29 protein-coding genes are annotated in these 26,267 nt (G+C 63.9%); 7 read left to right on the forward strand and 22 right to left on the reverse strand.

Annotated features, from left to right (window positions below; genetic code table 11):
* Window positions 1-19 precede the first annotated feature (19 nt).
* Window positions 20-1,216 (forward strand): aminoacetone oxidase family FAD-binding enzyme, encoded by a 1,197-nt coding sequence (locus tag U3654_RS11610; RefSeq protein ID WP_324751708.1) that lies wholly within the window; start codon window positions 20-22, stop codon window positions 1,214-1,216.
* Between the two features lie 17 nt (window positions 1,217-1,233).
* Here the strand turns inward: U3654_RS11610 and map are convergent, their stop codons facing one another.
* The 4 genes from map to U3654_RS11630 form a co-directional block, all read right to left on the reverse strand.
* A complete protein-coding gene (gene map, locus U3654_RS11615; protein WP_416384510.1) occupies window positions 1,234-2,058 on the reverse strand; it encodes a type I methionyl aminopeptidase in 825 nt (274 codons plus the stop codon).
* A gap of 62 nt (window positions 2,059-2,120) precedes the next feature.
* Window positions 2,121-3,059 (reverse strand): OmpA family protein, encoded by a 939-nt coding sequence (locus U3654_RS11620; RefSeq protein ID WP_324751709.1) that lies wholly within the window; start codon window positions 3,057-3,059, stop codon window positions 2,121-2,123.
* Window positions 3,059-3,802 carry a GNAT family N-acetyltransferase gene (locus U3654_RS11625; protein WP_324751710.1) on the reverse strand — a complete coding sequence of 248 codons (744 nt, stop codon included), beginning with the start codon at window positions 3,800-3,802 and terminating at the stop codon, window positions 3,059-3,061. The genes U3654_RS11620 and U3654_RS11625 overlap by 1 nt, the downstream gene beginning before the upstream one ends.
* Window positions 3,799-4,518, reverse strand: a complete 720-nt coding sequence (locus U3654_RS11630) for a competence/damage-inducible protein A (RefSeq protein ID WP_324751711.1) — start codon at window positions 4,516-4,518, stop codon at window positions 3,799-3,801. The genes U3654_RS11625 and U3654_RS11630 overlap by 4 nt, the downstream gene beginning before the upstream one ends.
* 74 nt (window positions 4,519-4,592) lie before the next feature.
* Here U3654_RS11630 and sfsA point away from each other — a divergent pair, with 74 nt between their 5' ends.
* The gene (gene sfsA / locus U3654_RS11635; RefSeq protein WP_324751712.1) at window positions 4,593-5,294 is read left to right on the forward strand and encodes a DNA/RNA nuclease SfsA; all 702 of its coding nucleotides are present in this window, start codon (window positions 4,593-4,595) and stop codon (window positions 5,292-5,294) included.
* Window positions 5,295-5,392: 98 nt separating this feature from the next.
* Here the strand turns inward: sfsA and U3654_RS11640 are convergent, their stop codons facing one another.
* From U3654_RS11640 to U3654_RS11675, 8 genes are read right to left on the reverse strand one after another with little or no spacing between them, the layout of a single operon-like run.
* Window positions 5,393-6,277, reverse strand: coding sequence for a DUF2189 domain-containing protein (locus U3654_RS11640; RefSeq protein WP_324751713.1), 885 nt, complete (start codon window positions 6,275-6,277; stop codon window positions 5,393-5,395).
* Entirely contained in the window at window positions 6,271-6,468 is a 198-nt protein-coding gene (locus tag U3654_RS11645) for a hypothetical protein (protein ID WP_324751714.1), read from the reverse strand. Before U3654_RS11645 ends, U3654_RS11640 begins: the two co-directional genes overlap by 7 nt.
* On the reverse strand, window positions 6,465-7,337 hold the full coding sequence (ccoP, locus tag U3654_RS11650; protein ID WP_324751715.1) for a cytochrome-c oxidase, cbb3-type subunit III: 873 nt from the start codon (window positions 7,335-7,337) through the stop codon (window positions 6,465-6,467). The genes U3654_RS11645 and ccoP overlap by 4 nt, the downstream gene beginning before the upstream one ends.
* Window positions 7,328-7,528 carry a cbb3-type cytochrome c oxidase subunit 3 gene (locus tag U3654_RS11655; RefSeq protein WP_324751716.1) on the reverse strand — a complete coding sequence of 67 codons (201 nt, stop codon included), beginning with the start codon at window positions 7,526-7,528 and terminating at the stop codon, window positions 7,328-7,330. Before U3654_RS11655 ends, ccoP begins: the two co-directional genes overlap by 10 nt.
* Window positions 7,529-7,531: 3 nt before the next feature.
* Complete coding sequence (ccoO, locus tag U3654_RS11660) at window positions 7,532-8,308, reverse strand: cytochrome-c oxidase, cbb3-type subunit II (protein WP_324751717.1); 777 nt, start codon at window positions 8,306-8,308, stop codon at window positions 7,532-7,534.
* Window positions 8,309-8,312: 4 nt separating this feature from the next.
* Entirely contained in the window at window positions 8,313-9,965 is a 1,653-nt protein-coding gene (gene ccoN, locus U3654_RS11665; RefSeq protein WP_324751718.1) for a cytochrome-c oxidase, cbb3-type subunit I, read from the reverse strand.
* Window positions 9,962-10,162 (reverse strand): cbb3-type cytochrome oxidase assembly protein CcoS, encoded by a 201-nt coding sequence (gene ccoS / locus U3654_RS11670; RefSeq protein ID WP_324751719.1) that lies wholly within the window; start codon window positions 10,160-10,162, stop codon window positions 9,962-9,964. Before ccoS ends, ccoN begins: the two co-directional genes overlap by 4 nt.
* A complete protein-coding gene (locus U3654_RS11675; protein WP_324751720.1) occupies window positions 10,159-12,450 on the reverse strand; it encodes a heavy metal translocating P-type ATPase in 2,292 nt (763 codons plus the stop codon). The genes ccoS and U3654_RS11675 overlap by 4 nt, the downstream gene beginning before the upstream one ends.
* Window positions 12,451-12,618: 168 nt before the next feature.
* Between U3654_RS11675 and U3654_RS11680 the strand changes: the two genes are divergently transcribed.
* On the forward strand, window positions 12,619-13,068 hold the full coding sequence (locus U3654_RS11680) for a hemerythrin domain-containing protein (protein WP_324751721.1): 450 nt from the start codon (window positions 12,619-12,621) through the stop codon (window positions 13,066-13,068).
* Window positions 13,069-13,071: 3 nt separating this feature from the next.
* Here U3654_RS11680 and U3654_RS11685 read toward each other — a convergent pair whose 3' ends face one another.
* The 3 genes from U3654_RS11685 to U3654_RS11695 all read right to left on the reverse strand — a co-directional run bounded on the left by U3654_RS11685 (window position 13,072) and on the right by U3654_RS11695 (window position 15,071).
* Complete coding sequence (locus U3654_RS11685; protein WP_324751722.1) at window positions 13,072-13,788, reverse strand: Crp/Fnr family transcriptional regulator; 717 nt, start codon at window positions 13,786-13,788, stop codon at window positions 13,072-13,074.
* A 237-nt stretch (window positions 13,789-14,025) separates the two neighbouring features.
* Window positions 14,026-14,358: an AzlD domain-containing protein gene (locus U3654_RS11690; protein ID WP_324751723.1), complete on the reverse strand. Its 333-nt coding sequence runs from the start codon at window positions 14,356-14,358 to the stop codon at window positions 14,026-14,028.
* Complete coding sequence (locus U3654_RS11695; RefSeq protein ID WP_324751724.1) at window positions 14,355-15,071, reverse strand: AzlC family ABC transporter permease; 717 nt, start codon at window positions 15,069-15,071, stop codon at window positions 14,355-14,357. Before U3654_RS11695 ends, U3654_RS11690 begins: the two co-directional genes overlap by 4 nt.
* Window positions 15,072-15,131: 60 nt before the next feature.
* On the opposite strand from U3654_RS11695, the gene U3654_RS11700 reads away from it, so the two are divergent.
* From U3654_RS11700 to glp, 4 genes are read left to right on the forward strand one after another with little or no spacing between them, the layout of a single operon-like run.
* Entirely contained in the window at window positions 15,132-16,037 is a 906-nt protein-coding gene (locus U3654_RS11700) for a formate dehydrogenase accessory sulfurtransferase FdhD (RefSeq protein ID WP_324751725.1), read from the forward strand.
* The gene (gene mobA, locus U3654_RS11705; protein ID WP_324751726.1) at window positions 16,034-16,636 is read left to right on the forward strand and encodes a molybdenum cofactor guanylyltransferase MobA; all 603 of its coding nucleotides are present in this window, start codon (window positions 16,034-16,036) and stop codon (window positions 16,634-16,636) included. Before U3654_RS11700 ends, mobA begins: the two co-directional genes overlap by 4 nt.
* Window positions 16,633-17,124, forward strand: coding sequence for a molybdopterin-guanine dinucleotide biosynthesis protein B (gene mobB, locus U3654_RS11710; RefSeq protein ID WP_324751727.1), 492 nt, complete (start codon window positions 16,633-16,635; stop codon window positions 17,122-17,124). Before mobA ends, mobB begins: the two co-directional genes overlap by 4 nt.
* On the forward strand, window positions 17,121-19,217 hold the full coding sequence (gene glp / locus U3654_RS11715; RefSeq protein ID WP_324751728.1) for a gephyrin-like molybdotransferase Glp: 2,097 nt from the start codon (window positions 17,121-17,123) through the stop codon (window positions 19,215-19,217). Before mobB ends, glp begins: the two co-directional genes overlap by 4 nt.
* Here glp and U3654_RS11720 read toward each other — a convergent pair.
* From U3654_RS11720 to U3654_RS11750, 7 genes are read right to left on the reverse strand one after another with little or no spacing between them, the layout of a single operon-like run.
* Complete coding sequence (locus tag U3654_RS11720) at window positions 19,214-20,242, reverse strand: trans-3-hydroxy-L-proline dehydratase (protein WP_324751729.1); 1,029 nt, start codon at window positions 20,240-20,242, stop codon at window positions 19,214-19,216. The genes glp and U3654_RS11720 overlap by 4 nt on opposite strands.
* Before the next feature lie 13 nt (window positions 20,243-20,255).
* Window positions 20,256-21,935 carry an aconitase family protein gene (locus tag U3654_RS11725; RefSeq protein WP_324751730.1) on the reverse strand — a complete coding sequence of 560 codons (1,680 nt, stop codon included), beginning with the start codon at window positions 21,933-21,935 and terminating at the stop codon, window positions 20,256-20,258.
* 12 nt (window positions 21,936-21,947) lie between these two features.
* Complete coding sequence (locus tag U3654_RS11730) at window positions 21,948-22,949, reverse strand: 4-hydroxyproline epimerase (RefSeq protein WP_324751731.1); 1,002 nt, start codon at window positions 22,947-22,949, stop codon at window positions 21,948-21,950.
* Window positions 22,946-24,181 carry an FAD-binding oxidoreductase gene (locus tag U3654_RS11735; RefSeq protein ID WP_324751732.1) on the reverse strand — a complete coding sequence of 412 codons (1,236 nt, stop codon included), beginning with the start codon at window positions 24,179-24,181 and terminating at the stop codon, window positions 22,946-22,948. The genes U3654_RS11730 and U3654_RS11735 overlap by 4 nt, the downstream gene beginning before the upstream one ends.
* Complete coding sequence (locus U3654_RS11740; protein WP_324751733.1) at window positions 24,181-24,903, reverse strand: amino acid ABC transporter ATP-binding protein; 723 nt, start codon at window positions 24,901-24,903, stop codon at window positions 24,181-24,183. Before U3654_RS11740 ends, U3654_RS11735 begins: the two co-directional genes overlap by 1 nt.
* Entirely contained in the window at window positions 24,896-25,549 is a 654-nt protein-coding gene (locus U3654_RS11745) for an amino acid ABC transporter permease (RefSeq protein ID WP_324751734.1), read from the reverse strand. The genes U3654_RS11740 and U3654_RS11745 overlap by 8 nt, the downstream gene beginning before the upstream one ends.
* A 10-nt stretch (window positions 25,550-25,559) precedes the next feature.
* Window positions 25,560-26,225: an amino acid ABC transporter permease gene (locus U3654_RS11750; protein WP_324751735.1), complete on the reverse strand. Its 666-nt coding sequence runs from the start codon at window positions 26,223-26,225 to the stop codon at window positions 25,560-25,562.
* Window positions 26,226-26,267 lie beyond the last annotated feature (42 nt).

Consider the following 26,267-nt stretch of genomic DNA (forward strand, 5'->3'; position numbering starts at 1 on the left):
CTTCGGGCAGGGCAGCCTGATGCAGATCGATACGCTGATCCTGGGCGCCGGGGCCGCCGGCATGATGTGTGCGGCCCATTGCGCGGGCCGCACGCTGGTGATTGACCACGCTCGCGCGCCCGGCGAGAAAATCCGCATTTCCGGCGGCGGGCGCTGCAACTTTACTAACCTTTACGCCGCGCCCGAGAGTTTCCTGTCAGCCAACCCGCATTTCTGCAAATCCGCGCTGGGGCGCTACACCCAGTGGGATTTTATCGCGCTGGTCGAGGCGCACGGTATCGCGTGGCACGAAAAGACGCTGGGCCAGCTATTTTGCGATACATCCGCCAAGGACATCGTCGCCATGCTTCGCGCCGAGGTGACCCGCGCTGGCGCCGATCTGTGGCTGCAAACCAGCCTCGTCGGCCTCACCCATGACGGCAGCGCGTATCAGGCCGAACTGGAGCGCGAGGGCAAGCGCCACAGCGTCACCGCCCGCAATATCGTGCTGGCGACGGGGGGCAAGTCGATCCCCAAAATGGGTGCGACCGGCCTTGCTTATGATATCGCGCGCCAGTTCGGGCTGCATGTGACGCAAACGCGTGCGGGCCTCGTGCCCTTCACCTTTCCCGAGGGGCGCTTTGCCGATCTGGCGGGCGTCGCCCTGCCTGTGCGCGCGACTGCGGGTGGCACGGCCTTTGACGAGGCGATGCTGTTTACCCATCGCGGCCTATCGGGGCCTGCCATGCTGCAAATTTCATCCTACTGGCAGGAAGGCACACCGATCACTGTCGATCTCGACCCGTCCGGCACGCTATATGACACATTGCGCGCGCAGCGCAGCCAGTCGGGGCGTCACTTCCTGACGACTGAACTGGCGCGCCACCTGCCCGCCCGCCTGATCGCCGCCCTACCGCACCAGACCGGCGCGGCGCTGACGGGAAACCTGGCCGATCAGAGCGACGCTGCGCTGAGCCAGCTATGCAATCAACTGCGCCACTGGCAGCTGACCCCCGGCGGCACCGAAGGTTACCGCACCGCCGAAGTCACGCTGGGAGGGATTGATACGGACGGCATCAGTTCAAAAACGATGGAAGCACGCACGCAACCGGGTCTTTACGTAATCGGTGAGGCGGTGGACGTCACCGGCTGGCTTGGCGGCTACAATTTCCAATGGGCATGGGCCTCGGGCGCGGCGGCGGGGCGCGCCATCACTGCGCGCACGTCAGGCGCATAACGCGCATCAGCGCGCGATCAGCTGTAGGTTGGGTGAAAGAGGCCACCGGGCGAGAGCGTGAAAATCTCGGCTCCGTCCGCCGTGACGCCGATCGAATGCTCAAACTGCGCCGACAGCGATTTGTCGCGCGTCACCGCCGTCCAGTCATCAGCCAGCACCTTGGTGTCGGCGCGGCCTAGATTGATCATCGGCTCGATGGTGAAAAACATGCCTTCTTCCAGCTTAGGGCCCGATCCCGCGCGCCCGAAATGCACCACATTGGGCGGCGCGTGAAACACGCGGCCCAGCCCATGACCGCAGAAATCGCGCACGACCGACATACGATGCGCCTCGGCATAGGCCTGGATCGCGTGGCCGATATCGCCAAAGGTATTGCCGGGGCGCACTGCCTCGATCCCGACCATCAGCGCGTCGTGAGTGACCTGCACCAGACGCTCGGCCTTGCGGCTGATTGTGCCTGCCACATACATACGGCTGGTATCGCCGAACCAGCCATCGACGATCACTGTGACGTCGATGTTCAGAATATCACCGTCCTTCAGCACCTTGTCGCCCGGAATCCCGTGGCAGACGACGTGATTGACGCTGATGCAGCTGGCGTGTCGATAGCCCTTGTAGCCGATCGTGGCCGAGGTCGCGCCAGCGTCGTTCACCATACCCTCGATCATCGCATCCAGCGCGCCGGTCGTCTGACCGACTGTCACATGCGGCGCAACGGCATCGAGGATCTGCGCGGCCAGCGCACCGGCCTTGTGCATGCCTGCAAAATCCGCTGCCTGATGGATGCGGATGCCGTCGCGTGTGGTGCGTCCGGTGTGCTGGTTTTGCATGTCGGGCCTCATGGGTTGATCTTGCGGCCCTCCTTAATGCGGCAGCGCCAAAAGGACCAGAGGGTGCGCCGCGATCAATTCCCGCTCAGCAGAACGGCCTCAACACGGCGGTTCGCCTCGCGGCCCTCGGCGCTGGAATTGGGGGCGCGCGGCGCGAGATAGGCGATGCCCTCGGCCTCGAGTTGGGCGGTGGGCACACCGTGGGCGCGCACAAGACGGTCCATCACCGCGCGGGCGCGGCGGCGCGACAGGGCGAGGTTGGCGTCATAGCCCCCGACCGTATCGGTATGACCCACCAGTGCGATTCGCCGCCTGCTGTCTGCCTTGAGGTAGCCCGCCAGCGCGGTGAGCGACGCGAACTGCCCCTCGCCCAGCGCGGCGGCGGCGGTGCCAAAGTCCAGATCGCTGAGAACAACGCGGCCTCGCGCCTGCAATGCACTCACGATGGCGTCTTGCGTGGCCACAGGCGGCGCGGGCCGCACCTGCGCTGTGGTTCCCGTCTTGGCGTCGTCCGCAGCGATCTGCGTCACCTGCAGGTAAGAGGCGGCGCCCGAGCGGCTGAGCAACAGGCTGACATGGTCCGCGCCGCTGCCCTCGCCCCGGCTGGCCGACAGGAACCGATAATCAAAGAGATCGACGAACATCTCGGGCGGCGGCAGCACCGGGATCGCAAAGCGAAAATCAAAGCCTCCGCATGTCGCGTCTTCGCAGCGAAACAGCGTGTCATACCCCGCCGCGTCCAATTGCGCCGCCAGCTCGTTCATCAGTTGCAGGGTGGTGGCAGTGCTACCGTCGATCCGCCAGGCCTGCCGCGTCACATCGCCCGCGACATTCTGCACCGGCACACTGCCACTGGCCCAAGGCCCGATCGGCAGCGCATAGCTACGCCCGTCGCCCTTCACCTCGCGTGCCATTACGGCATTCGGCGGCAAAGACAGCTCCAGCGCCGCAGCGGGGGTCACGACGCCCCATACCAGCAGCGCAATGCACACCAGCAGGCTGCGTTCGTGCATCACGCGGCACCCTCCGGATGCTGGCGGTAGTGATAGCGCCCGACATGAGACATCCCCATCCCGGCATAAAGCGCGTTCGCGCCGGTATTGTCGGCGGTGCAGATCACCGCCAGATGCCGCGCGCCCTGCCCGCGCGCCCAGATCGCCGCCTCGGCCATCAGATTGCGCGCCACGCCGCGCCTGCGATACTCCGGCAGCACCTCCAGCGCGTGAACCATCGCCGTGCCGTTACTTATCGCGGCAAAGCCCGTGGCAACCGCCCGCCCGGTGTCGCGCCCCAGAAGGGCCGTCTTGGGGCAATCCGCGCGCATCATCACGGCAACCCGCTCGGGGCCGATGCCGCCTTCGGCCCATATCTCGCGCTGGATCGCCAGAGGCTCCCATATGTGAAAGCTGGCGGTACGCTCGGGCGGCGTGATGTCCAAATCCGCCAGCGCGGCGACATACATGTGGGATGGATCGATGATCGTGTATCCCGCCTTGTGCAGCATGACATCCAGTGCCTCGTCGCCTGCCCGGATCATAAAGCGGGGCCGCTCGCCCAGCGCGCGCATAGCCGCCTCTGCTGGGGGCAGATCGACGGGCGTGGCCGGTGCATGTCCTGTCGCCGCCGACGTGCGTTTGCCACCGCCGCGCCCGTCGCGGATGATCCACGGACCCAGGCGGCTATGAGTGAAGGCAGGCCATGTCGCGGCGACCACGTCATAGAGGTGCGGCGCGTCCGGCACCTTCGGCGCGCTCATCCGAATAGCTCCGACATCTCGGCCAATGCCGCATCCAGCGCCGCAGAATCCTGCCCGCGTGCAAGCACATTGGTGCCATGCACACCATCCCGCTGAAACGGGTAGGAGCCGAAGGTCAGCTGCGGATAGCGCGCCGCCAATTCGGCCAGTGGCGCGGCAACATCACCCTCGCCGCGATAGACGTCGAGGCCGCGTGACATCAGCGGCGCACCGCCGGTCAGCGACGGCAAGGCGGAGGCGACCATCGCCCGAAAAATCGCAGGCACGCCTGCCATCACATGCACGTTGCCGATGACGAAGCCCGGCGCGGCGCTGACCGGATTGTCGATCAGGGTCGCACCCTCGGGGATGCGGGCCATGCGCAGGCGTGCCTCGTTCAATTCGGTTCCGGATTTGTCATAATGCGCGGCAAGGATCGCGCGCGCGTCCTCGCGCACGTCGATGCTGCGCCCCATCGCACGGGCCACGGCATCCGCCGTTATGTCGTCATGCGTCGGGCCGATGCCGCCCGAGGTAAAGACATGATCGTACGCGCTACTCAATGCCTGCACGGCGGCAATAATGGCGTCCGAGTCGTCGCTGACCACGCGTGCTTCGCGCAGGTCGATCCCGGCGGCGCTGAGCGCCCCCGCCAGATGATACGTGTTGGCATCATGGGTGCGCCCCGAGAGTATCTCATCTCCGATGACCAGCATGGCGGCGGTTGGGTTCGGCATCTGGCGTCCTTGGTCTGGATAACGTGATCGAGGCTGCTTGAATGGGCCTCACCTTTGGGTATAGGGCTCGCCCCATGCGGTTTCAAACCCCTCTTTTACGCGCAGTGCTGATCCGGCGCTACAAACGCTTTCTGGCCGATATCCGGCTGGAGGACGGCAGCGAGGCGGTGGCGCATTGTGCCAACCCAGGCAAGATGACTGGACTGGCCGATCCCGGCACGCGGATATGGGTTGAGCGTAACGATGACCCCCGCAAAAAGCTGCGTTATGCGTGGCGCCTTGCCGAACTGTCGGGCGGGCATCTGGCCTGCGTCGATACCGCAGCCGCCAACCGTGTGATCCGCCAGGCGCTGGAGGCGGGGGACATCCCTCAGCTCACAGGCTACGGCGCGATCCGGCCTGAACAGCGCTACGGCGAGAAGAGCCGCATCGACTTCCTGCTAGAGGAACCGGGCCGCAAGGACGCCTATGTCGAGGTAAAGTCGGTGACACTCAGCCGCGAGACTGGCCTTGCCGAGTTTCCGGACACGCGCACCGAACGCGGCACGCGCCATCTGCAAGAATTGGCAGGCATCGCGCGGCAAGGTGGGCGGGCGGTTCTGCTCTATCTGGTGCAGCGCAGCGATTGTGATCGCATAACCGTCGCCGCCGACATCGACCCGGCCTATGCCGCGGCCTTGATTGACGCACGCGCGGCGGGGCTCGAGGTGCTGGCCCACCGCGCGGACCTGACGCCCGAGCGCATCACAATCGGCCCCCCATTGCCCGCTGGGTAGGTGCCTGAACCAGTGTAAAGGTGCTGCGTTTTGCCGGGGCCTATCGCGGCACCGGCCATTGATTTCATAGCCCGAATCTAGCGGCCCGCGCTGAATTCTTATGCGGGCCGAATGAACATGCGTTCAGCTTCGCCGTCCTGACGCTCATCCGGGCGCAAGGTGCGATAGGCGTGCCACGTCGCGTGGCCGAGCAGCGGAAAGATCACGATAAGGCCGATAAACGCTGTCGCGACCGATACCGCAAACAACACGAGGACAATCGCGCCCCAAGCGATCATCACCGACAGGTTGTTCCACACCGTTGCCATACTGATGCCCAGTGCCGACAGCGCGTCGGTCTTTTCCTTGAGCAGCATCGGCATGGCAAAGACGCTGATCGCAAAGGAGAAGGCGGCGAATAGCGCGCCGACCGATCCGCCGACCAACAGCAAGGCCCAGCCTGTCGGCGTGGTAAACAGCATTGGCACGATCTCATCCGTGCCGGGGAACGGATTAATCCCAAAGAAGAGCGCCCAGATCAGCACTGCCGAACGTAGCCACAAAAGCAGCAGGCAGAGCAGCATGACGCCCATGAACCACGCCTGATAGCCGGATTTGGGCCTAACGAATATCATCCGGGCGAATGTCGGACGCTCACTTGCCTCCAGCAAGCGGCTCTTTTCATAGAGACCGCTGGCGATCATTGGCCCCACCACCATGAAACCGGCCAGCGCCGGAAAGAGGGCATATTCATACTCGAACAGGAACAAGGCCCACACGATCAGCGCCGATATGACAAACACGCCAAAACCATACAGCAGGCTGGGTAACGGATTGGTCCACAGATCGGACCACCCTTGGCGCAGCCAGTGAAGCGCGGTGCGCCACGGTAGATCGCGCGCCAACTGGTTTTCGCGGGGCAGCGGCGGAACGACCTTGGGGATACCATCCGAGGCGTTCGGGTTGTCGGCGGGCGGCAGGCTATCTGTGTGATCACTCAGCATGATGGTTTCGCCGCGCGGTAGGTCGCGGCCCCTTCCGTGTTGGGTTGCAGGACGCAATCGGGTTTCGTCAGGAACGAAACCGCGATCAGATGCGCATTGGCACCAATGAACAGGACCGCGACGAACAGCGAGGCAAACAGCGCGAAAACGCGCGGGCGGGTCCAGAAGCGCTCTTGGGTGGCCGAGATCATTGCGTCGCCTCCTGCCGCAGGTCCGTGAGATAGACGGTCAGGATCTTGCGCTCGGTCTCGGAGAGGCGGCCCTCCCACGAGGGCATCCAGCCTTGCCGACCGTTCCAGATCGAGTCGTATATTGACTTGTCGTCGCCGCCGTAGATCCATGAATCGTCAGTCAGGTTGGGTGCGCCCAATTCGATCATACCCGCCCCGTCCTCGCCGTGACAGCTGGCGCAATTTTCGGCAAATATCTCGGCGCCGGCGGAAATTTGTTCAGCCGAGGCATCGCCACCCGAGAGGGATTTGACATATCCTACCACAGCGCGAACATCAGCGCGCTCGAGGATACCGTCGCGACCAAAGGCAAGCATCTGCCCGTATCGCGTCTCGGAATGGGGCGCATTGATGCCCACGCGCAGCGTTTCCATGATCGCGTCCGGATCGCCGCCCCAAAGCCAGGCATCGTCGATCAGGCTGGGAAAGCCCGGGCCCCCGGCAGCGTCCGCACCATGACATCCGGCACAATTGTCGCCGAAAATCTGGTGCGCCGTGCCATTCGCACGCGCCAACAGTTCGGGGTCGTCCAGTATTTCGCTGACGGGCATGGTCGCGATGCTATCTGCCCAATCCGCGCGCGCCATGTTTGCCGCGACAACCTTTTCCTCGACTTCTTGGCGTTGATCGAGGCCAAGGATGCCCTTGGTATAGGTCGTGAGCAGCGGCCATGTCGGGAGCAGAATCCAGACCACCAGTGCCCAGACATGGGTCACGATAATAAAGAACCATATGACGCGCGGCACACGCGTATTCAGCTCGGTGATGCCGTTCCATTCGTGGCCCGTGGTCTGATGACCGGTGAGCGGATCACGTTCCTTTACCGACATGGTGCATCCTCCGTTTCGGTGCCCTGCGCGGGTCCGTCTTCATCGTCCAGAATACTTTTCGCAGCCTTGTCGAACCGTTTGCCCAGCGACGGCCAGAACGCATAGACCGTGATGCCGATCGATAGGGCGATCAGGTAAAAGAGGCCAAAGGACTTGGCGGCTCCGACGAACCATTCGTGAGACAGCCCCATGATCTATTCCTCCGCCGCTGGTTGGATTTTAGCGGGCAGATCCGTCAACTTACCCAGAATCTGGAGGTAAGCCACCATCGCGTCCATCTCGGTCACGCGGTCTGGACGCCCGTCGAAAAACCGCACTGCCGTCGCGTCGCCGTAGCGCTCCCAGACACCATCGGACCTCTCGCTGTCGGGCATTGCCTGACCGGCCGCATCGTTCGCGGCATTTGCGATCATATCGTCCGTGTAGGGAACGCCGACAGCGCGCAGCGCCCCCAGCCGGTCGGACAGATCCGAGGTCTTTAGCTCTCGTTCCAGCAGAAAGGCGTATTGCGGCATCACGGACTGAGGCACCAGATCGCGCGGGTTCACCATATGGCGCACCTGCCAGTCGTCTGAATACTTATCCCCCAGACGGGCCAGATCGGGCCCTGTCCGCTTGGACCCCCATAGCATCGGGTGATCGTATTTTGATTCCACCGCCAGCGAGTAAGGGCCGTAGCGCTCGACCTCGTCGCGCAGGGTGCGGATCATCTGACTGTGGCACGCATAGCAGCCCTCGCGAATATAGATATCGCGTCCGGCCTGCTCTAGCGGGGTGTAGACGCGCATATCTGGATCGGTCTCGACCGTTTCGTCGATCGTGAACAACGGTGCGATCTCGACGAAACCGCCGATGGCTGCCGCTATGATGATCCCGAAGGTCAGCGCCATGGAGTGCCGCTCGACCCGGTAGTGGGTGCGCGCCTGAAACTCAAAGAGTTTCGCGAAAGGTTTGAGGATGGTTTTCAACATGGGATTACTCCGCTGCCGGCACTGCCGGCTCCATGGCTTCGGAGGAGGTCGGATAGTCGCGTTCAGGCACCCGGCCCGGCACATGACGTATGGTCATGACCACATTCCAGAGCGCGATGCAGGCACCGATCAGGAACAACAGGCCGCCGAATGCGCGGGCGATGTAATAGGGATGCATCGCCACAAGCGAGTCGACAAAAGAATAGCGCAACGTGCCGGTCTCGTTATAGGTCCGCCACATCAGCCCCTGGATGATGCCGCTGTTCCACATGGCAAAAACGTAAACCACGGTCCCGGCAAGGGCGAGCCAGAAGTGCCACTCGACTGCCTTCCACGAATACATCGTTTCGCGCTTCCACAGCAGCGGCACCACCGAATAAATCGCCCCAAAGGAAATCAGCGCGACCCAGCCCATGGCACCCGCGTGAACATGCCCGATGGTCCAGTCAGTGTAGTGTGACAACCCGTTGACAGGGCGGATCGCGAGGAATGATCCCTCGAACGTGGTCAGGCCGTAGAACACCGCGGCAACCATCATAAAGCGCAGCGTAGCATCGTCGCGCACTTTGCCCCAAGCGCCGTTCAGCGTCATCAAAGCGTTGCCCGCCGACGCCCAGCTGGGGATCAGCAGCATGACCGAGAATGTCATCCCCAATGTCTGAACCCAGTGCGGCAATGCCGTGTAATGCAGGTGGTGCGACCCGACCCAGATGTAAAAAAACACGATGCCCCAGAACGACAGGATCGACAGCCGATAGGAATAGATCGGACGCTCGGCCCGTTTTGGCAGGAAGTAGTAGAGCATGCCCAAAAATCCGGTGGTCAAAAAGAATGCGACCGCATTGTGGCCATACCACCATTGCGTCATCGCATCCTGAACCCCCGAGAAGGCCGAATAGCTCTTGGCCCCGGTAAAGGATGCCGGAACAGCGAGGTTGTTGACGATATGCAGCATCGCCATCACCAAAATGAAAGACAGGTAATACCAGTTGGCGACGTAAATATGCGGCTCGTTCCGGCGGGCCAGCGTGCGGATATAGAGAACGAAATAGACCACCCATACGACGACCAGCCAGATATCGGCATACCATTCCGGCTCGGCGTATTCCTTGGATTGTGTGACGCCCATCAGATAGCCGCTGGCGGCAACGATGCAGAACAGGTTGAACCCCAGCAGAACAAACCACGGCGATATCTGATCCGGCATCCGCGCGCGGCAGGTGCGCTGCATGATGTGAAAGGATGTGGCGATCAAGGCGTTACCACCAAAGCCAAAGATCACGCCAGAAGTGTGAACCGGCCGCAGGCGTCCGAAACTGGACCATGCGGCGTCAAACCGCAGGTCGGGCCAGGCAAGTTGCGAGGCAACCCAGACGCCCATGGCCATGCCGACGACCGCCCAGATCAAGGTGAGGATGATCCCGACCTTTGTGGGGTCATCATAATAGGATGCGGCCCGGTCCTCGGTCGGCTGGGGATCATAAAGCGAATTGCCGACCACAAAGAACAGCACCCCGCAGAATGCCAGCACGATCCAACCGTGGACGCCCATCGGGTCGCCATGTCCGACAGCGGCCATGATCAGTCCGATCAGGGCACCGAAACCGGTGATCGTCATCGCACTGGTGCGTTCGGCACCGGTCAGGTTCGACATCATTTGGTGGTCTCCTTTGTCATCGCTGCCCGGCGCGCGGTTTTCGCGGACGGCAGCGGTGCGTCTTCGTCATAGAGGATGCGGGCCGCATCCCCGGTAAGGTCTTCGTACTGGCCGCCGCGCAGGCTCCAGAAAAAGGCAGCGAGCCCGATGACCCCCATGCACAACGTGACCGGGATGAGGATGGTGAGGATTGTCATGCCGCTATCTCCGCTCCTGCCGCAAGGCGTGTCGGCTCTGCCCGGCTTGCCGTCCCGGCACGGTTTAGCCTCAGGGCGTTGCCGATAACAAGGATCGAAGAGCCAGACATCGCCAGCGCCGCGATAAGCGGTGTGACATGTCCGGCAACCGCCAGCGGTATAGCGATGCAATTATAGGCGATGGCGAGGGCAAAGTTCTGCCGCACCACCCGCGCCGTATCGCGCGCGACCTGCCATGTGGCGGCAACGGCATCGAGGTTGTCGCGCAGAAAGATGAAATCCGCCGCTGTCCGCCCCGCGTCGGATGCGCTGGCTGGTGCCATGGACACATGCGCCGCCGCCAGCGCCGCCGCGTCATTCAGCCCGTCACCGACCATCAGCGCGCGATGCCCGGCGCTGCGCAACGCGTCCAGCGCGTCGATCTTGTCCGCCGGGGTCGCGACGTGGCGAATATCGGCGATGCCGATGTCTGCGCCAACACGCGCTGCGCGCTCGGCCATGTCGCCCGATAACATGGCGACCGGAATCCCCGCACCCTTCAGCGCTGCAACAGCGTCGCCCGCCCCGTCGCGCAGGGTTTCAGACAGATCGAACGACACCGACGATCCACCCTCGAACGCAAATGCGGGGCTGGCGGCACCATCCGCGACATTTGCGATCTCTGCGACCCATTCGGCGCGTCCCAGTCGCGCACGGCGTCCGTCCACCACGCCTTGGATACCGAAACCGGGCACTTCGACCTCGTCGACGATCTGCGCAGATGCATCTGGCAAACGCCGGGCGATCGCGCGCGCTGCCGGATGAATCGAGCGCTGCGCGAGGGCCTTGGCCCCCGAGCGCATCGCGGGATCGTCCGGTATGCTGCCAATCATCGGCGTGCCGGTTGTCAGAGTCCCGGTCTTGTCGAATACCGCGCGGTCGATCTCGGACATTCTTTCCAGCGCAGAGCCGTCCTTCATCAGAACGCCCATCCGCATCAGACGGCCTGCCGCAACGACGTGGGCCACCGGAACGGCAAGGCCCAGCGCGCAGGGGCAGGTGATAATCAGGACGCTGATGGCGACAAAGGCAGAGGTCTGCCAGTCGCCGCCGGTCACCAGAACCCAGCCAATGAAGGTCGCCAGCGCCATGATATGGACCACCGGCGCATATAGGCGCGCAGCGCGATCCGCGATGCGCACATAGCTGCCACGCCCGGATTCCGCGCCCGCCTGCATCCGCATCATCTGGGCCAGAAACGACTCGTCAGCCGAGCGCAGCGCCTCGGCCTCGATCACGCCTGTGAGGTTAAGTGTTCCGGCCTCAAGCGTGTCGTCCGGCCCTGCGGGCACCGGCATCGCCTCACCGGTGACAAGCGAGCGGTCGAGGTCCGTGTCGCCCGATACGATACGCACATCTACTGGCACGCGCTCATTCGGCGCGATCGACAATATGGCACCGGGTGCCATGGCGTCGAGAGATGCATAGGCAAACGTTCCGTCATTCTGCCGAACCATGGCACCGCGCGGCGACAACCGGGCCAAACCGGTGACGGCGCTGCGCGCGCGGTCGCGCATCAGATGATCCAGATACCGCCCAATCAGCAGGAAAAACAGCAAGGTGACGGCAGCATCGAAAAAGACATGCGCACCACCGCGAGCAGTCTCAAAGAGGCTGAGCGCTAAGGCCAGTACAACGGCCAGCGCAATCGGCACGTCCATGTTAAGTCGCCCATGCCGCAGACCGGAGAGGGCCGAGCGAAAGAATGGTTGCCCCGCATAGGCGACCACCGGCACGGCAATCAACGCCGAAACCAGATGAAATGTCTCGCGGGTCTGACCTTCGGCACCCGACCAGACACCGACGGACAACAGCATGATGTTCATGGCGCCGAATCCGGCGACGGCCATCGCCCGCAGCAAACCCTTGCTGGCGCCATCGGTGTCGTCATCACCCGCACCGGCGATCTCAGCGGGGGTGGCGGCATAACCCAATTCGGCCAACGCCTCGATAATAGGGACCGGGTCGGCATCCGGTCCGGCAAGGGTGACGCTTGCCTGCCGCAAGGTCAGATTGACGCGCGCGGACATGACATCGTCGCGCGCATTCAGCGCACGCTCGATGGTGGCGACGCACCCACCGCACCGAATTCCGGGCAGCGACAGGACACACAGGCCAAGGCCATCCGCGATCGCGCGCACACTCGCGCGAGTTTGGGCACGATCCAGCGGGCCGGTCGCGAGTCGGAGGGATTTTCCCTCTGTCGCTCGCATATCTATCCCGATGTCCGACACGTTGCCCGCACCCATTCTTTATTTCCAGCCAGCATACGCGTTGGACTGCGGCTTGCAACGCCTTGGGTGCCATAAATGGCTAGGCGCGCTTTTGACCCAGATCAAGAATTTCTGCGGATTCTGATCATAGGCTCAAATCTCTGACAGATGTCATCCATGATCTGAGGAATCACAATCTTGCACGTGCCATGCAGAGAGACCGACTGCACCAATCCAGACACATTCGACGCGTGTCTGGAGCAGCAACTTCATCTGTGCCAGCAGCTTGAGGCGCTGGCCGACTCGCTGCCGTCGAAATTGGACACGCACGCGGCGATGATGCTGACCGACCAACTTCGGACAGTTTTGTGGCGCTGTCACAGGACGGAAGAGGCGATTATCTTTCCCGCGCTGCGGATGGCTGATCCGCGAACAATGACGATCCTTGAAAGGCTGCGACAGGAGCATCTGGAGGACGAGGACCACGCCAGCGACGTGTGCGACGCCGTCACGGCATTCGTTGACGACACGAACCGAAAGAATGCCGCAGAGCTGGGATATATGCTGCGTTGTCTTTTCGTGTCGCTTCGCCGCCACCTTGCCTTTGACCACGACTACATCCTGCCGCTGTATTTTCGGACCCGCGAAACCTGATCCTTACAAGCCGGCGGCGGTTTGCAGCGCGTTGAGGTCCACCACGGTGACACGACGGTTCTTCAAGATCGAAATGACCCCCGCCTTGCGCAGATGGGACAACTGGCGGCTGACCGTTTCGATTGTCAGCCCGAGAAAGTCCGCGATGTCGGCGCGTTTGAGCGGAATGTTGAAACAATTCGAATGACCCTCGACATAAGGGTCGATGTGGTTGCTTAGATGCAGCAGAAATGAGGCGACTTTTTCGGATGCCGTCTTTTGTCCGAGGATCATCATCCACTCGCGCGCATCGTCCAACTCTCGCAGCGACTGCGCATGAAGCCGCTGTTCCAGACCGGGCGACTGGCGCACCATCTCTTCCAGCGTGGAGCGGGGAAAGCCACAAATACGCACCGCACTTGCGGCCTCGGCGCTGACATCGCTGCTCTCGGCAAAGGGACGGCCCAGAAAATCAGGGGCGAATTGCAGACCGACGATCTGCTGGCGGCCATCCGGCAGCAACTTCGTCAGCTTTACGACACCGCTGAGGATGTTGGCGTATCCTTCGGTCGCAACGCCCGCGGCGATCAGTTCGGTTCCCGGCTCAACGTCGCGCTGACCGGCCCGACGGCCCAGATGCACCAACTGCCGCGGCTCAAGCGCGCCGCAAATACCGCGGTGACGCGCCTCACACGCCAGACAAAGCTTTGGTACGTCCGAGTTGTGAATATCCTGCCGCATATGAAATGTCCTTACGCAAGGGTGCGATGCCTCTTAGGCCTGATGTCGATCAACTTGGATATTGGAACGCTTTTCAGATAGCCTTTTCAATGACTAAGGTATCGTTTGTTACGGCAATGGCAATCGTGTGCACGGGCGGCGGTCCACCCATTATCTGTCATTTACCATCTCTAGACCATGCTAACCCGTGTTAAAATGGCAATGTGCGTTCCGCGCGGCTGGACGCCGGTCCAGCGCTCATCCCAACAGATAGAGCATCAGATAGAGCGTCGACGCGCCCGACAGGATCGCGACCAGCACATTGCGCGTCGCAAGGCCGGCGGCGATGGTGACGAAGGCTGCGATCAGGCGCGGCGCATCGGGCGTGCCGCCCGTCGCAGGTGGCCAGGCCACCATCGGCGCAACAAGGGCAGGCAACACCGCGACGGCCGTATAGCGCAGATGTCGCAAGACCCAAGGCGGCATAGGACGCTCGCCAATCAGGCCCAGAAACACAAAACGCAGGCCAAAACTGCCGACGCCAAGCCCAATCAGCACGATCCAGATGTCGAGTGTCGCGATCTCCCTCATGCCTGTGCGCCCCGTTTTTCCATCATCAGCTCGACCTGCGCGCCGACGATCATACCCGCCGCGCCGGCGACCAGCAGCCCGAGGCTATATGGGACAAAGGCCAGCGCCAATGAGACGGCAATCGACACCAGCGCCGCGGCGACATGCGCACCCGTGCGCAGCATCGGCGCAATCATGGCGAGGAAGGTGATCGGCACCGCGAAATCCAATGCGAATTCTGGCGGAATCGCATGGCCTACCAGCGCGCCGACGATGGTAAAGATCAGCCACAACGGAAAGAGCGGCGAGACCGCGCCAAAGTAAAAGGCCAGCTTTTGCGGGATGCTCCACTCGGGGTGTTTCTCATATTCGAGGATCGCGCTGGCATAGGCCTGATCGACCATAAGATACGCCACCAGCGCCCGCTTGCCCAAGGGCGCGCGCCCCAAATGCGGCGTCAGCGACGCCGAATACATCGCCATGCGCAAATTCACCGCCAGCGACGTCGCCACGATGATCAGCGTCGGCGCGTGTTCCGATAGTAGCTGCACCGCGGTGAACTGCGCCGCGCCCGCCACGACCAGGGCCGAATAGGCGAATGTCTCGATCAAGGTGAAACCTGCCTCGGTCGCCACCACGCCAAAGAGCACCGCGAAAGGCACCAGAACGAGGATAAAGGGGGCGCCCGCGCGCACACCTTGCCAGTAGGTCGATTTGGTGGTTTCTGGTGCCATGACGCGCCCGCCTCGGGAAAAGATCGCCGTTTTCCCGGGCTTACCGGCCCCGCCAAGGAGATGCAATTGCCCCCCTCAGACGACACAGGCTACATCATCGCCCCTGCGCCGGATGCGCCCGGCCTCACCCGTGCCGTCACCGGCACCGATCATGAGGGCCGCGAACAGACGATTGAGGTCGTCGAAGAGCGCCCGTTGACCATTTTCCTAAACGCTCAGGAAATCGTCACCGCCATGACAATCGGCGACTATCCTGAATATCTGGCGCTGGGATTCCTGCGCAATCAGGGGATGCTGAAGGATGGTGAGACCGTGCTGCGCGTCGATTATGACGACGAGCTGGAAACCGTCGTCGTGCGCACCGACGGCAAGACGACCTACGAGGACAAGCTAAAGAAAAAGACCCGCACCAGCGGCTGCGCGGTCGGCACCGTCTTTGGCGACATGATGGAGGGGCTGGAGGGCGTCACATTGCCGGATGCAGAGGTGCGCACCTCGGATCTCTATGCCCTGGCGCACCAGATCAACACGACCCCGTCGCTATACCTCACCGCCGGGGCGATCCACGGCACGGTCCTGTGCCAAGGCGCGCGCCCGCTGGTTTATATGGAGGATGTCGGACGCCACAACGCCGTTGACAAGATCGCCGGATGGATGCTGTCCGAGGGGGTCGGACCTGAGGGCAAGATGCTCTATACCACCGGGCGGTTGACCTCGGAAATGGTGATCAAGACGGCGCTGATGGGTATTCCCATCCTGGCCTCACGCTCGGGCTTTACCGCGTGGGGGGTGGAAATCGCCCAAGCGGTGGGCCTGACGCTGATCGGGCGGATGCGCGGACGGCGCTTTGTGTGCCTTGCGGGCGAAGAGCGGCTGGTGAGGGACGCCGATCCGGCAAGCGTGGCCGAGGAGGGCCGCAAGCACGGGCGCAAAAGCGCCCAACGGGATGCGGAGCGCGAGACATGAAACAACCCTTCGCCATCATCCTCGCCGGAGGCCGCGCCACACGCATGGGCGGTGGCGACAAGGGCCTCCTGCCGCTGGGCGACAGCACGCTGCTGGCCCATGTGCTGGAGCGGATCGAGCCGCAGGTGGCCGCAACGGCGCTGAACGCCAATGGCGATCCCGCGCGCCTCGAACAGTTCGGCCTGCCCGTGCTGGCCGATCCCATCGAGGGCTTCGTCGGCCCCCTGGCGGGCGTTTTGGCAGGGATGGACTGGGCGGCAAGCCAAGGCGCGGACACGGTCGTTTCCGTCGCTGCCGACACGCCGTTCTTTCCCTGCGATCTGGTGGCCCGTCTGCTGCTGGCAGCCGAGGGGATGGAGGCACCGCTGGCACTGGCCGCCACACCGGACGGGCGGCACCCGACGTTCGGCCTCTGGCCCGTGGCCTTGCGTGACGATCTGCGCGCGGCGCTTGCGGGCGGGCTGCGCAAGGTCGTGCAATGGACCGACGCACATGGCGCCGCCACGGCAGTGTTTCCCAGCCAAGGCGATCCCTTCTTCAACGTCAACACGCCCGAAGATCTGGCCCACGCGCAAGCAATATGGGAGGCACAGCAATGAAGGTTTATGGCGTAACCGGCTGGAAGAACGCCGGTAAAACCGGCCTGATGGAGCGGCTCGTGACCGAGATCACGGCGCGCGGCCTCACCGTGTCCACCGTCAAACATGCGCACCACAACTTTGACGTCGATCAGCCGGGGCGCGACAGCTATCGCCACCGCGCGGCGGGGGCGTGCGAGGTGCTGCTGGCCTCTGGTACCCGCATCGCCATCATGCAGGAGCTGCGCGGCGCGCCCGAACCTGAGCTGGACGATCTTCTGGCACGGCTCAATCCCGTCGATCTGGTCCTGATCGAAGGTTACAAGCGCGGCAGCCACCCCAAGGTCGAGGCCCATCGCAAGGACGCGGGCAATCCGCTGATCGCGCCCGGCGATTCCACGATCCGCGCCATCGCAGCCGATTGCGCACTAGAGGTGGATCGCCCCGTGCTGGACCTTGATGACACAGCCGCCATAGCCGATTTCATCCTGCGCGAGGTGGGGTTGTGAGCGGTTTCGATACTGTCGTCATCGTCGACTGGTCCGCGCGCTCAGCCCCCTCGCCCGCTAGACCTACCGCCGATGCGATCTGGATCGCCGTCGCGCGCGGTGGCGCAGCGGAGTGCAGCTATCACCGCACCCGCAGCGCGGCGATGGGCGCGCTGACCGCCCTTTTTGACACCGAATTGGCGGCGGGGCGGCGCGTTCTGGCAGGCTTTGATTTCCCCTTTGGCTATCCACGCGGCTTTGCCCGCGCGCTGACCGGCGGTGACAATCCGCTGGCCGTCTGGGGCGCGCTGGCGGCCCGGATCAAGGACGGTGAGGACAACGCCAACAACCGCTTTGACGTCGCGCGCGCTATCAATGCGGCCCTGCCCGGAATCGGTCCCTTCTGGGGCTGCCCGGACGCGGTCGCTGACGATGTGCTGCCCGCCAAAGGCAACTTGCGCACAGGTCATGGCCTGCCTGAAAAACGCGAGTGCGAGGCCCGCCTGCCCCGTGCCCAAAGCTGTTGGAAGCTATACACCACAGGCTCGGTCGGTTCGCAGGCGCTGCTGGGTCTGCCGCGCCTACACCACTTGCGCCAGCGCTATGGCGATGTGCTGTCGGTCGCGCCGTTCCAGTCGCCGACCACACCCATCGTGCTGGCCGAGGTTTATCCCTCACTACTGGCCGACCACATCGCGGCCTCAGCCGAACCGGATGAGATCAAGGACCGCGCGCAGGTGCGCGTCTTGGCCGAAGCGCTGCACGCCATGGGCGGCGCGCTGGAAACGATGCTGCGCGAAGGCAATGCAGAAGAGGGCTGGATCCTCGGCCTCGGGCATGAGGACGCGCTGAGTGCGCCGCCAGCCCCACCGCCTCTGCGCGACGATTGCTTTGCCATGCCCGCAGGCGTGGAATGGACGCCGGTCGATGACGCGCTTGCAGCGCTGCGCGCCGGGCTGCATCCGATTGTGCAGGCGGAGCGATGCAAAGTTGCAGATGCCTGCGGTCGTGTGCTGGCCGAACCCGCGACAGCCCTGCGCGCCAGCCCGCCGCACGCGAATTCGGCTATCGACGGCTACGGCTTTGCCTATGACAGCCTGCCGCCGGGCGATCCGGTGTTGCCTATTGCGCCGGGCCGCTCTGCCGCCGGGGCGCCTTATGAGGGCAACGTGCCGCGCGGCCATGCGCTGCGCATCCTGACGGGCGCCACGGTGCCCGAGGGCGTCGATACCATCGTGCTGGAAGAGGACACGCGACAAAGCGCAGGCCAGATCGCCTTTCGCGCGGGAATCAAGCGTGGCGCAAATACCCGCAAGGCGGGTGAGGACATGAGCGCAGGCGACAAAGCACTGCCCAAGGGCCGCGTCATGACCCCCGCCGATCTGGCGCTGCTGGCCTCGGTCGGCATCGGCGAGGTGTCGGTTTATCGGCGGCTGCGCGTCGCCGTCATTTCGACCGGGGACGAACTGATCGAGGCGGGTGGCGACGCGACCAAGGGCCAGATATTCGACGCGAACCGCCCGATGCTGCTGGCGCAGATCGCGGCGTGGGGGATGGAAGCTATCGACATGGGCCGCGTCAGTGATGATCGCGCAGCCTTGCGCGCGGCGTTAGACGACGCGGCCTCGCGCGCCGACGTCATCCTCACCTCAGGCGGGGCGTCGGCGGGGGACGAGGACCACGTGTCGGCCCTTCTCACCGAGGCGGGCGCGATGCAACAGTGGCGCATCGCGCTGAAACCTGGCCGGCCGCTGGCGCTGGGGCTATGGAACGGCGCGCCGGTGTTCGGCCTGCCGGGCAATCCGGTGGCCGCACTGGTCTGCACGCTGATCTTTGCGCGCCCCGCGTTGGGATTGCTGGCCGGTGCGGGGTGGACAGAGCCGCAAGGCTTTAACGTGTCGGCGGGCTTCGAGAAGTCGAAGAAACCGGGCCGCCGCGAATATCTGCGCGCGCGCATCCGGGATGGCCGCGCCGAAGTGTTTGCGTCCGAAGGATCGGGCCGCGTCAGCAGCCTTAGCTGGGCCGAGGGGCTGGTCGAACTGCCCGATGGCGCGGCGCAGATCGCAATAGGCGATCCGGTGCGCTACATCCCGTTCGGCAGTTTCGCCCTTTAGCGCGCGCCCCACGTATCCGACAGTCGGTAGCCCCCCGGCCAAGGATCGTCGGGGTCCAGCATGTGCTGATGCGTGCCGGTGATCCAGCCGCGCCCTGAAATCTCGGGGATAATCGCGGGCCTGCCGCCCACCGTAGTCTCGCTCACGATGCGTCCCGTAAAGGTCGAGCCGATCAGCGACACAGCGGTCAGGGTGTCCTCGGGCGTCATCTGACCGCGCGCCGCCAGCACCGCCATCCGCGCGCTCAGCGCCGTGCCGGTGGGCGAGCGGTCGATTTTGCCAGGGCGCACGGCCACGGCAGCGCCAGCGCGCAACTGATGGCCGTCGCGCACGACCGGTCCGGCAAAAAGGCAGAACGAAATATGGCGCCAATCCGGGTTCTCGGGATGGTGAAATCCCAGCACCTCATTCGCTGCCGCAGTGATGCGCACGCCGAGGCGGGCCAGATCATGCGCCTCGTCCGGCACCAGCGAAAACCCCAGAGCCGCGGCATCGACAAAGACGAAACTGTCGCCCCCATAGGCAGTATCGACGCTCAGCGTGCCCAGACCTTCGACCTCGAGCGTGGTGTCCAACTGCGCGGCAAAACTGGGCAAGTTCTGCACAAATATGCGCTCGGCCTTGCCGTTTCGGCATTCCGCGCGGACCTTCACCAGACCGCCGGGTGCCTCCAGCAACATCTCGGTTACGGGCTCACTCACGGGCACGATACCGCTGTCCAGCAGCACCGTCGCGACGCAGATCGAGTTCGAACCGGACATGGGCGGCGTATCCTCAGGCTCCATGATGATGAACGCCGCATCGGCGCGCGGATCCTTGGGCGGGACCAGCAGATTGACATGGCGAAAGACACCGCCGCGCGGCTCGTTCAGCACGAAATTGCGCAAGGTGTTGTCGCGCGCGATCCAGCGGCTCTGCTCCCATATCGTATCGCCGGGGGGCGGCGCGACGCCGCCAACGATGACGTCGCCCACCTCGCCCTCGGCATGGGCGGAAATGACGTGGATTGTCTTGGTGCTGCGCATTGGAATCGCCTTTCTAAATAGTCAGCCAATGGGGCGGCTCGTTGCGGGCCTGCCCTGTCACAGCCGCATCGGCGCAATCAGCGAGGCTGCCGAAACGCACCTCTCGCCCCGACAGGCCCGGCGCGTAATGGGCGTATTTACCGGAATTGGTCATCAATACCTTGGCTGAGGGCGGAAACACCGGCTCCGAGATCGAGCACCAGCAGATGTCTGGGACAACCTGCACGCCGGATGCCTCGAGCCGGGTCAGGAGACCTTCGACCGCGAGCGCATCCAGCACTTGCTGGCCGACGGTGACAATCACCGCCGTATCCGCGTGCCGCGCGCGCCCCGCGAGGGCCGCGTCCAGCGCGTAGCATTCAGACAGCGAGAAATGCGGGCTGCCAAACGCGATCAGATCGACCTGCGCGGGGCCTGCGTTGAACTGCCGCCACGCCTCGGCCAGATCAGCTGGCGTGATGCGAACTGCATCGGCATCTGGGATCAATGCGCCCACGGCCTCGGGCGTGACGCCTGCGACATGCAGCATCGGTGCAGCCGAGGTGGTGCCGAAGGCGGCGCACAGCGCCTTTAGGTCATCGGGCGTCGGCGACGTATTCTCAAGGCCTGTCAGCAACGGAATGCGATCCGGTGCGGCGCGCCCCGCCAGCCACCCCAGCAAAGGCCAGAGCGCGTCATCGTGGCCATCGGGCAGATCCACATGAACCGCCCGCAGCGCGGCGCGGCCTTCATCCAGATAGACGCCCGACAGTGGCGCGCGCCCGGTGATGGCAATAAACAGGTCCATGAAATCCGGGTGCTTGACCGTGCGCGCGCCCAGCACGGAATTGGCGTAGATGACGGCGTTCGATTCCGACCAGCCGATCATTTCGCCCAAGCCCGGCGCATCCTGCAAGAGGTAAGGCGCGCAAGTGAAACTGGGGCGCGCGCCCATCTCGACATAGGCGTCGGCCAGGCGCTGCGCGGGGCCGCCGAAACTGGGCGGGACACCCTGATCGCGCCAATGCGCATGATCGACGGAAATCGCGTTCATCGTCGTCGGCACGCGCACCCGCGCACCCATATCGGCCATCGCGCGGGCAAAGGTCAGGTTCGCCGGGCTGGCGTAGATGCAGCCATCAATATGCGCGCGGGTGACGTCCGTCAGGCGTGACGCCCCCTGCCCTGCGGCCATGGTGCAGATCACTTCGAGTGCCAGTTTTGACGCCTCACCTTCGGCACCGCCCAGCATGGCGCGGTCGCTCTCGGTCAGGTCCAGCGCGGCAGTCGGCGGCGGGGCGATGTCCAGCGTCCAGTCATCTGCGACCAACCGCCCGCGTTCAATCATCGCGTGCTCAGCCTGTGCCAGTCGGTCCCAGTTATCAGCGCCCAAACGTAGCACCGCCAACGGCTTGGCGAACATGCGCCCGGCGATCAGCGCGCCCAGCGTCAGGATGTCCTCCTCCTCACGAAAAACCAGCGCTGCGGGCGCGTTGCCGCCCAGCGCCAGTTCCAGCACCACGCCGCTGCCGGTGCAGGAGCCGCGGCTCGTGGGTATCAGCAGCACCGCCCCGGCCAGCGAACGGCCATGCAGCGGGTGATGCGCGTCGATCACTATGCCTGTCGCAGCATCGACACCGCCCCAGAAGCTGAGGCCATCAGGGCTGGCCATGACCGGCCCTTGGGCGGCGGCCTCGACGATGATCTGCGCCATATGCGTCCCTTTTCAGATAACCACAAAGCCATGCGCGAACGGATCACGCTCGTCGATAAAGATGGTGTTGAAGCCCGTCACGCGCGCCCACCCGGCGATGGAGGGGATGATGGCGGGGCGGCCCGCGACCTCGGTCGCCGCCTCGACGCGGCCCGAAAATAGCGAGCCAATTATACTCTCGTGGACGAACTCATCGCCCGGTTTCAGCAGCCCCTTGGCCGCGCGCTGTGCCATGCGCGCCGAGGTGCCGGTGCCGCAGGGCGAGCGGTCAATCGCTTTGTCGCCGTAGAACACCGCGTTGCGCGCATGGGCCTCGGGCCTGCGAGGCGCGCCGGTCCACAGGATGTGGCTGAGGCCATTGATTGCGGGGTGTTCGGGGTGGATAAACTCGTATTTCGCATTCAGCGCCGCGCGTAGTTTCGGGCTGAGACCGATCAACTGCGAGGCGGTGAAATCGGCGATATCCTGAAAATTCGCCTGAGGTTCGACGATAGCGTAGAAATTGCCACCATAGGCGACGTCGACGACCACCTCACCCAGACCTTCGACATGGGCGGTTAGCCCTTCGGAGTGCAGGAACCCCGGCACGTTGGTCAGGCGCACTTCTTCGACAAATCGCCCCTCTTGGCGGTAGGTCACATCGACCCGGCCCGCCGGTGTCTCTAACGCCAGTTGGCCCGGCACAGCGGGTTTCACCAATCCGTTTTCCAGCGCGATGGTGACGGTCCCGATGGTGCCATGTCCACACATGGGCAGGCAGCCGGACGTCTCGATAAACAGAACGGCAATATCACAATCGGCGCGCGTCGGCGGATAGAGGATCGCACCCGACATCTGATCATGCCCCCGCGGCTCAAACATCAGGCCGGTGCGGATCCAATCATATTCGGCCAGAAAATGCGCGCGTTTCTCCAGCATGGTCGCGCCGCGCAGCAGGGGTGCGCCGCCGGTGACGAGGCGCACAGGGTTGCCGCAGGTGTGACCGTCGATGCAGGGAAAGGTGTATTGCATCATGAATGCCTCGTGAAACGCGCAGGTGAGAATGGGGTCATGTCAATCCCCGGTGCTTGCCCTGTCAAGATATCAGCGACAATGGCCGCCGTCGCGGTCGATTGGGTGAGGCCCAGATGCCCATGACCAAAGGCGCAGACCGCGTTCGGGTGACCGGGCAGCACGCCAATGGCAGGCAGGCTATCGGGCAGCGACGGGCGAAACCCCATCCACTGCGTGCCGCCAGTGGTATCGAGGCCGGGCAGAAACTGGGCAGCCTTGTGCAGCATGGCATCGGCGCGGGCATAGTTCGGCGGGGCGTTCAGCCCGCCCAGCTCCACCGCGCCGCCAACGCGCAGTTGCCCCGCCAGTTTCGACACGACGAAACCGTGGTTGGGAAACGTGATATGTTGGCGCAGATCAAAGCCGCCATTCGGCAGCGTGGTATTATAACCCCGCTCGGTCTCCAGCGGGATACGCACGCCAGCAGTGCGGGTCAGATGATGCGAGTGTGCACCCGCTGCGATGACGACGCGGCCCGTCATGTCGCCGGCGCTCGTGCGCAGGCCATCCGGCGTCAGCGTCTCGGCGTTAGCGATGACAATCTCGCCGCCGCCCGCGCGGACCTTGTCGGCCAGCGCCAGCACATAGGCCATGGGATCGTCGATGGTCGCCCAGCCGGGGGTAAAGGTCGCGTGGGTAAATCGCGGCGACAGACCCGGTTGCATCTGGGCAAGGTCATCACCCTCAAGGTGGCGGAACTCGACGCCGCCCGCCTCGCGTGCGCGCCAACCATCGAGGGATGCGTTAAATTCGCGCGCGCCCTCATAGACCTGCAACTGACCCTCGCGGCGCAGCATGTTCGACGCACCCGCGCGCGCCAGAAAGCCGTCGAGCGTGTCCTGCGACAGGTGCATCAACGCCGCCTGCGCGCGGGTCGATGCGGCCACCTGCGCCGGGCGGCTGGCCCGCCAAAAGCGCCACATCCACGGTAAGATGCGCGGCGCATAGGTGAGCGGCACGCTGAGCGGTCCGAGCGGGTCCAGCAGCCATTTCGGGGCCTGACGGATGATACGCGGCGAGGCCAGCGGCAGGATATCGGCAAAGGCAAAGGCGCCCGCATTGCCCGCCGACGCACCCGCCGCTGGGCCGGTGCGGTCGACGACGCGCACAGACAGTCCGCGCACCTGCGCCTCGAGCGCGATCGACAGGCCAACGACGCCCGCCCCGACGATCAACACGTCCGGCTGCGCCATCAACGCACGCTCGACAGGAATTTGCGGGTTGCCTCGTTCTTGGCATCGCCGAAAATCTGCTCGGGTGGGCCGATCTCGGCCATGACGCCGCTCTCAAAATAGGCGACCCGGTTCGATACATCGCGCGCGAAACCCATCTCGTGCGTGACGCAGATCATAGTCATCCCATCGCTCGCCAGCAGCTTGAGCGTATCCAGAACCTCCCCCACCAGTTGCGGATCGAGCGCCGATGTCACCTCGTCAAAGAGCATGTAATCAGGCGACATCGCCAGCGCGCGGGCGATTGCCATACGCTGCTGCTGCCCGCCCGAAAGGCGGCTGGGATAGACCTTGAGCTTGTCCGCGAGGCCGACATGCGTCAGCTGTTTGACCGCAATTTCCTCGGCCTCAGCGCGGCCCATGCCCTTGACCTTGCGCGGGGCGAGCGTGACGTTTTCCAGCACGGTCAGATGCGGGAACGCGTTGAACTGCTGAAACACGATGCCGATGCGCTGGCGCAGTTTGTTGATGTCGGTGCTGCGCGCATGAACGACCGTGCCGTCGACGGTGATGCGGCCGCTGTCGATCGGCTCCAGCCCGTTGATGCAGGTCAGCAGCGTCGATTTGCCGGACCCTGAGCCGCCAATCACCGACACGACCTCGCCCTTGGCCACGGTCAGGTCGATCCCCTTCAGCACCTTCAATGCGCCAAACGATTTGTGGACGTCCTCAATCTCAATCATTCTCTTTCCACTTTCTTTCAAGGCGTCCGCCCAGCCGCGCAATAGGAAAGCTGAGGGCGAAATAGATCGCGCCGGCGATCATGAGGATCAGCATCGGCTCTTGCAGGCGCGTGACGATGATCTGGCTGGCCCGCAACAACTCGATGATACCCAGCCACAGCACCAGCGCGCTGTCCTTCATCACGCCCAGCGTCAGGCCAATCCAGCTGGGAAGACCCACGCGCAGCGCCATGGGAAACACGATCTGCGTCAGGTCCTGCCCCCAAGTCATCCCCAGCGAGCGTGCTGCGCGGCGCGTCACTGGTGGAACGGCGTCGATCGCGCCGCGCACGATCTCGGTGCAATAGGCCGAGGTATAGAGCGCCAGCACGATGCAGGACGTGGTGAACGGCGATATCTGTAACCCTGCGATGGCCTGAAACGCGTTGGCCAGGATCAACTGGATCAGCAGCGGGACCGAGCGAAAGATATCCAGCACGAACACCAGTGGCAGCGTCGCCCAAGGGCTGACATGGCTGCGCAGCACGCCGAACGCGACGCCCATCAGCGTGCCACCCGTGACGGCGAAGAATGTGATCGCCAGCGTAACGCCAGCGCCCTTCATCATGAACCACAGATCGCTGAGGGTAAGGCCTGTATCGAACATACTCAGCCCCTCAATACCGGAAGAGACGCCAGGCGAGCAGACGCGCGCCCAGCATCACCGCCTTGGCAATGCAGTAATAAATGACGCCCGCCAGCGCGAACAATTCAAACGTGCGGAAGGTGCGGGAATTCATCGCCTGCGTGACGCCGGTGAGGTCGGTGTTCATGCCCACGGTGACGCCCAGCGACGTCATCAGGATCGCCCAGACCATCTGGTTCGTCGTCGGCAGGAATGCGATGCGAAACATCTGTGGCGCAATGATCAAACGAAACGCCTTGGCCGGGCCCATGCCCAGCGAGCGGCCTGCCCGTGCCTGCGTATCGGGGATGGCACGCAGCGCGCCACGGAACGTCTCGCAGAGATATCCGGCGTTGTTGAACGTGATCCCCGCCAGCAATGCGACGAACGGGCTGAGGTAGATGCCAAACGATCCGAGACCGAAATGCGCCATGTAGATCTGGAACAACGCGGGCGTATTGCGCGCCACCTCGACCCATGCGGTCGCAGGCGCGCGTAGCCAGCGCGATTTTGAGTTGCGCCCAACCGCCAGTAGCACCGCGATGGTGATGCCCAGCACCATCGACAGAAGGGAGATCTGCATCGTGACCAATGCGCCCTCCAGCATCTGCGGAAGGGCGCGAAAGGCTTGTCGCCATTGGAATGTGTATTCGAACATGCGCGCTCCGGTCAGGGGCCAAGCTAGTCAGCGAGGCGGGCG

This window comes from Roseovarius sp. Pro17 (assembly GCF_035599575.1).
GTDB lineage: Bacteria > Pseudomonadota > Alphaproteobacteria > Rhodobacterales > Rhodobacteraceae > Roseovarius.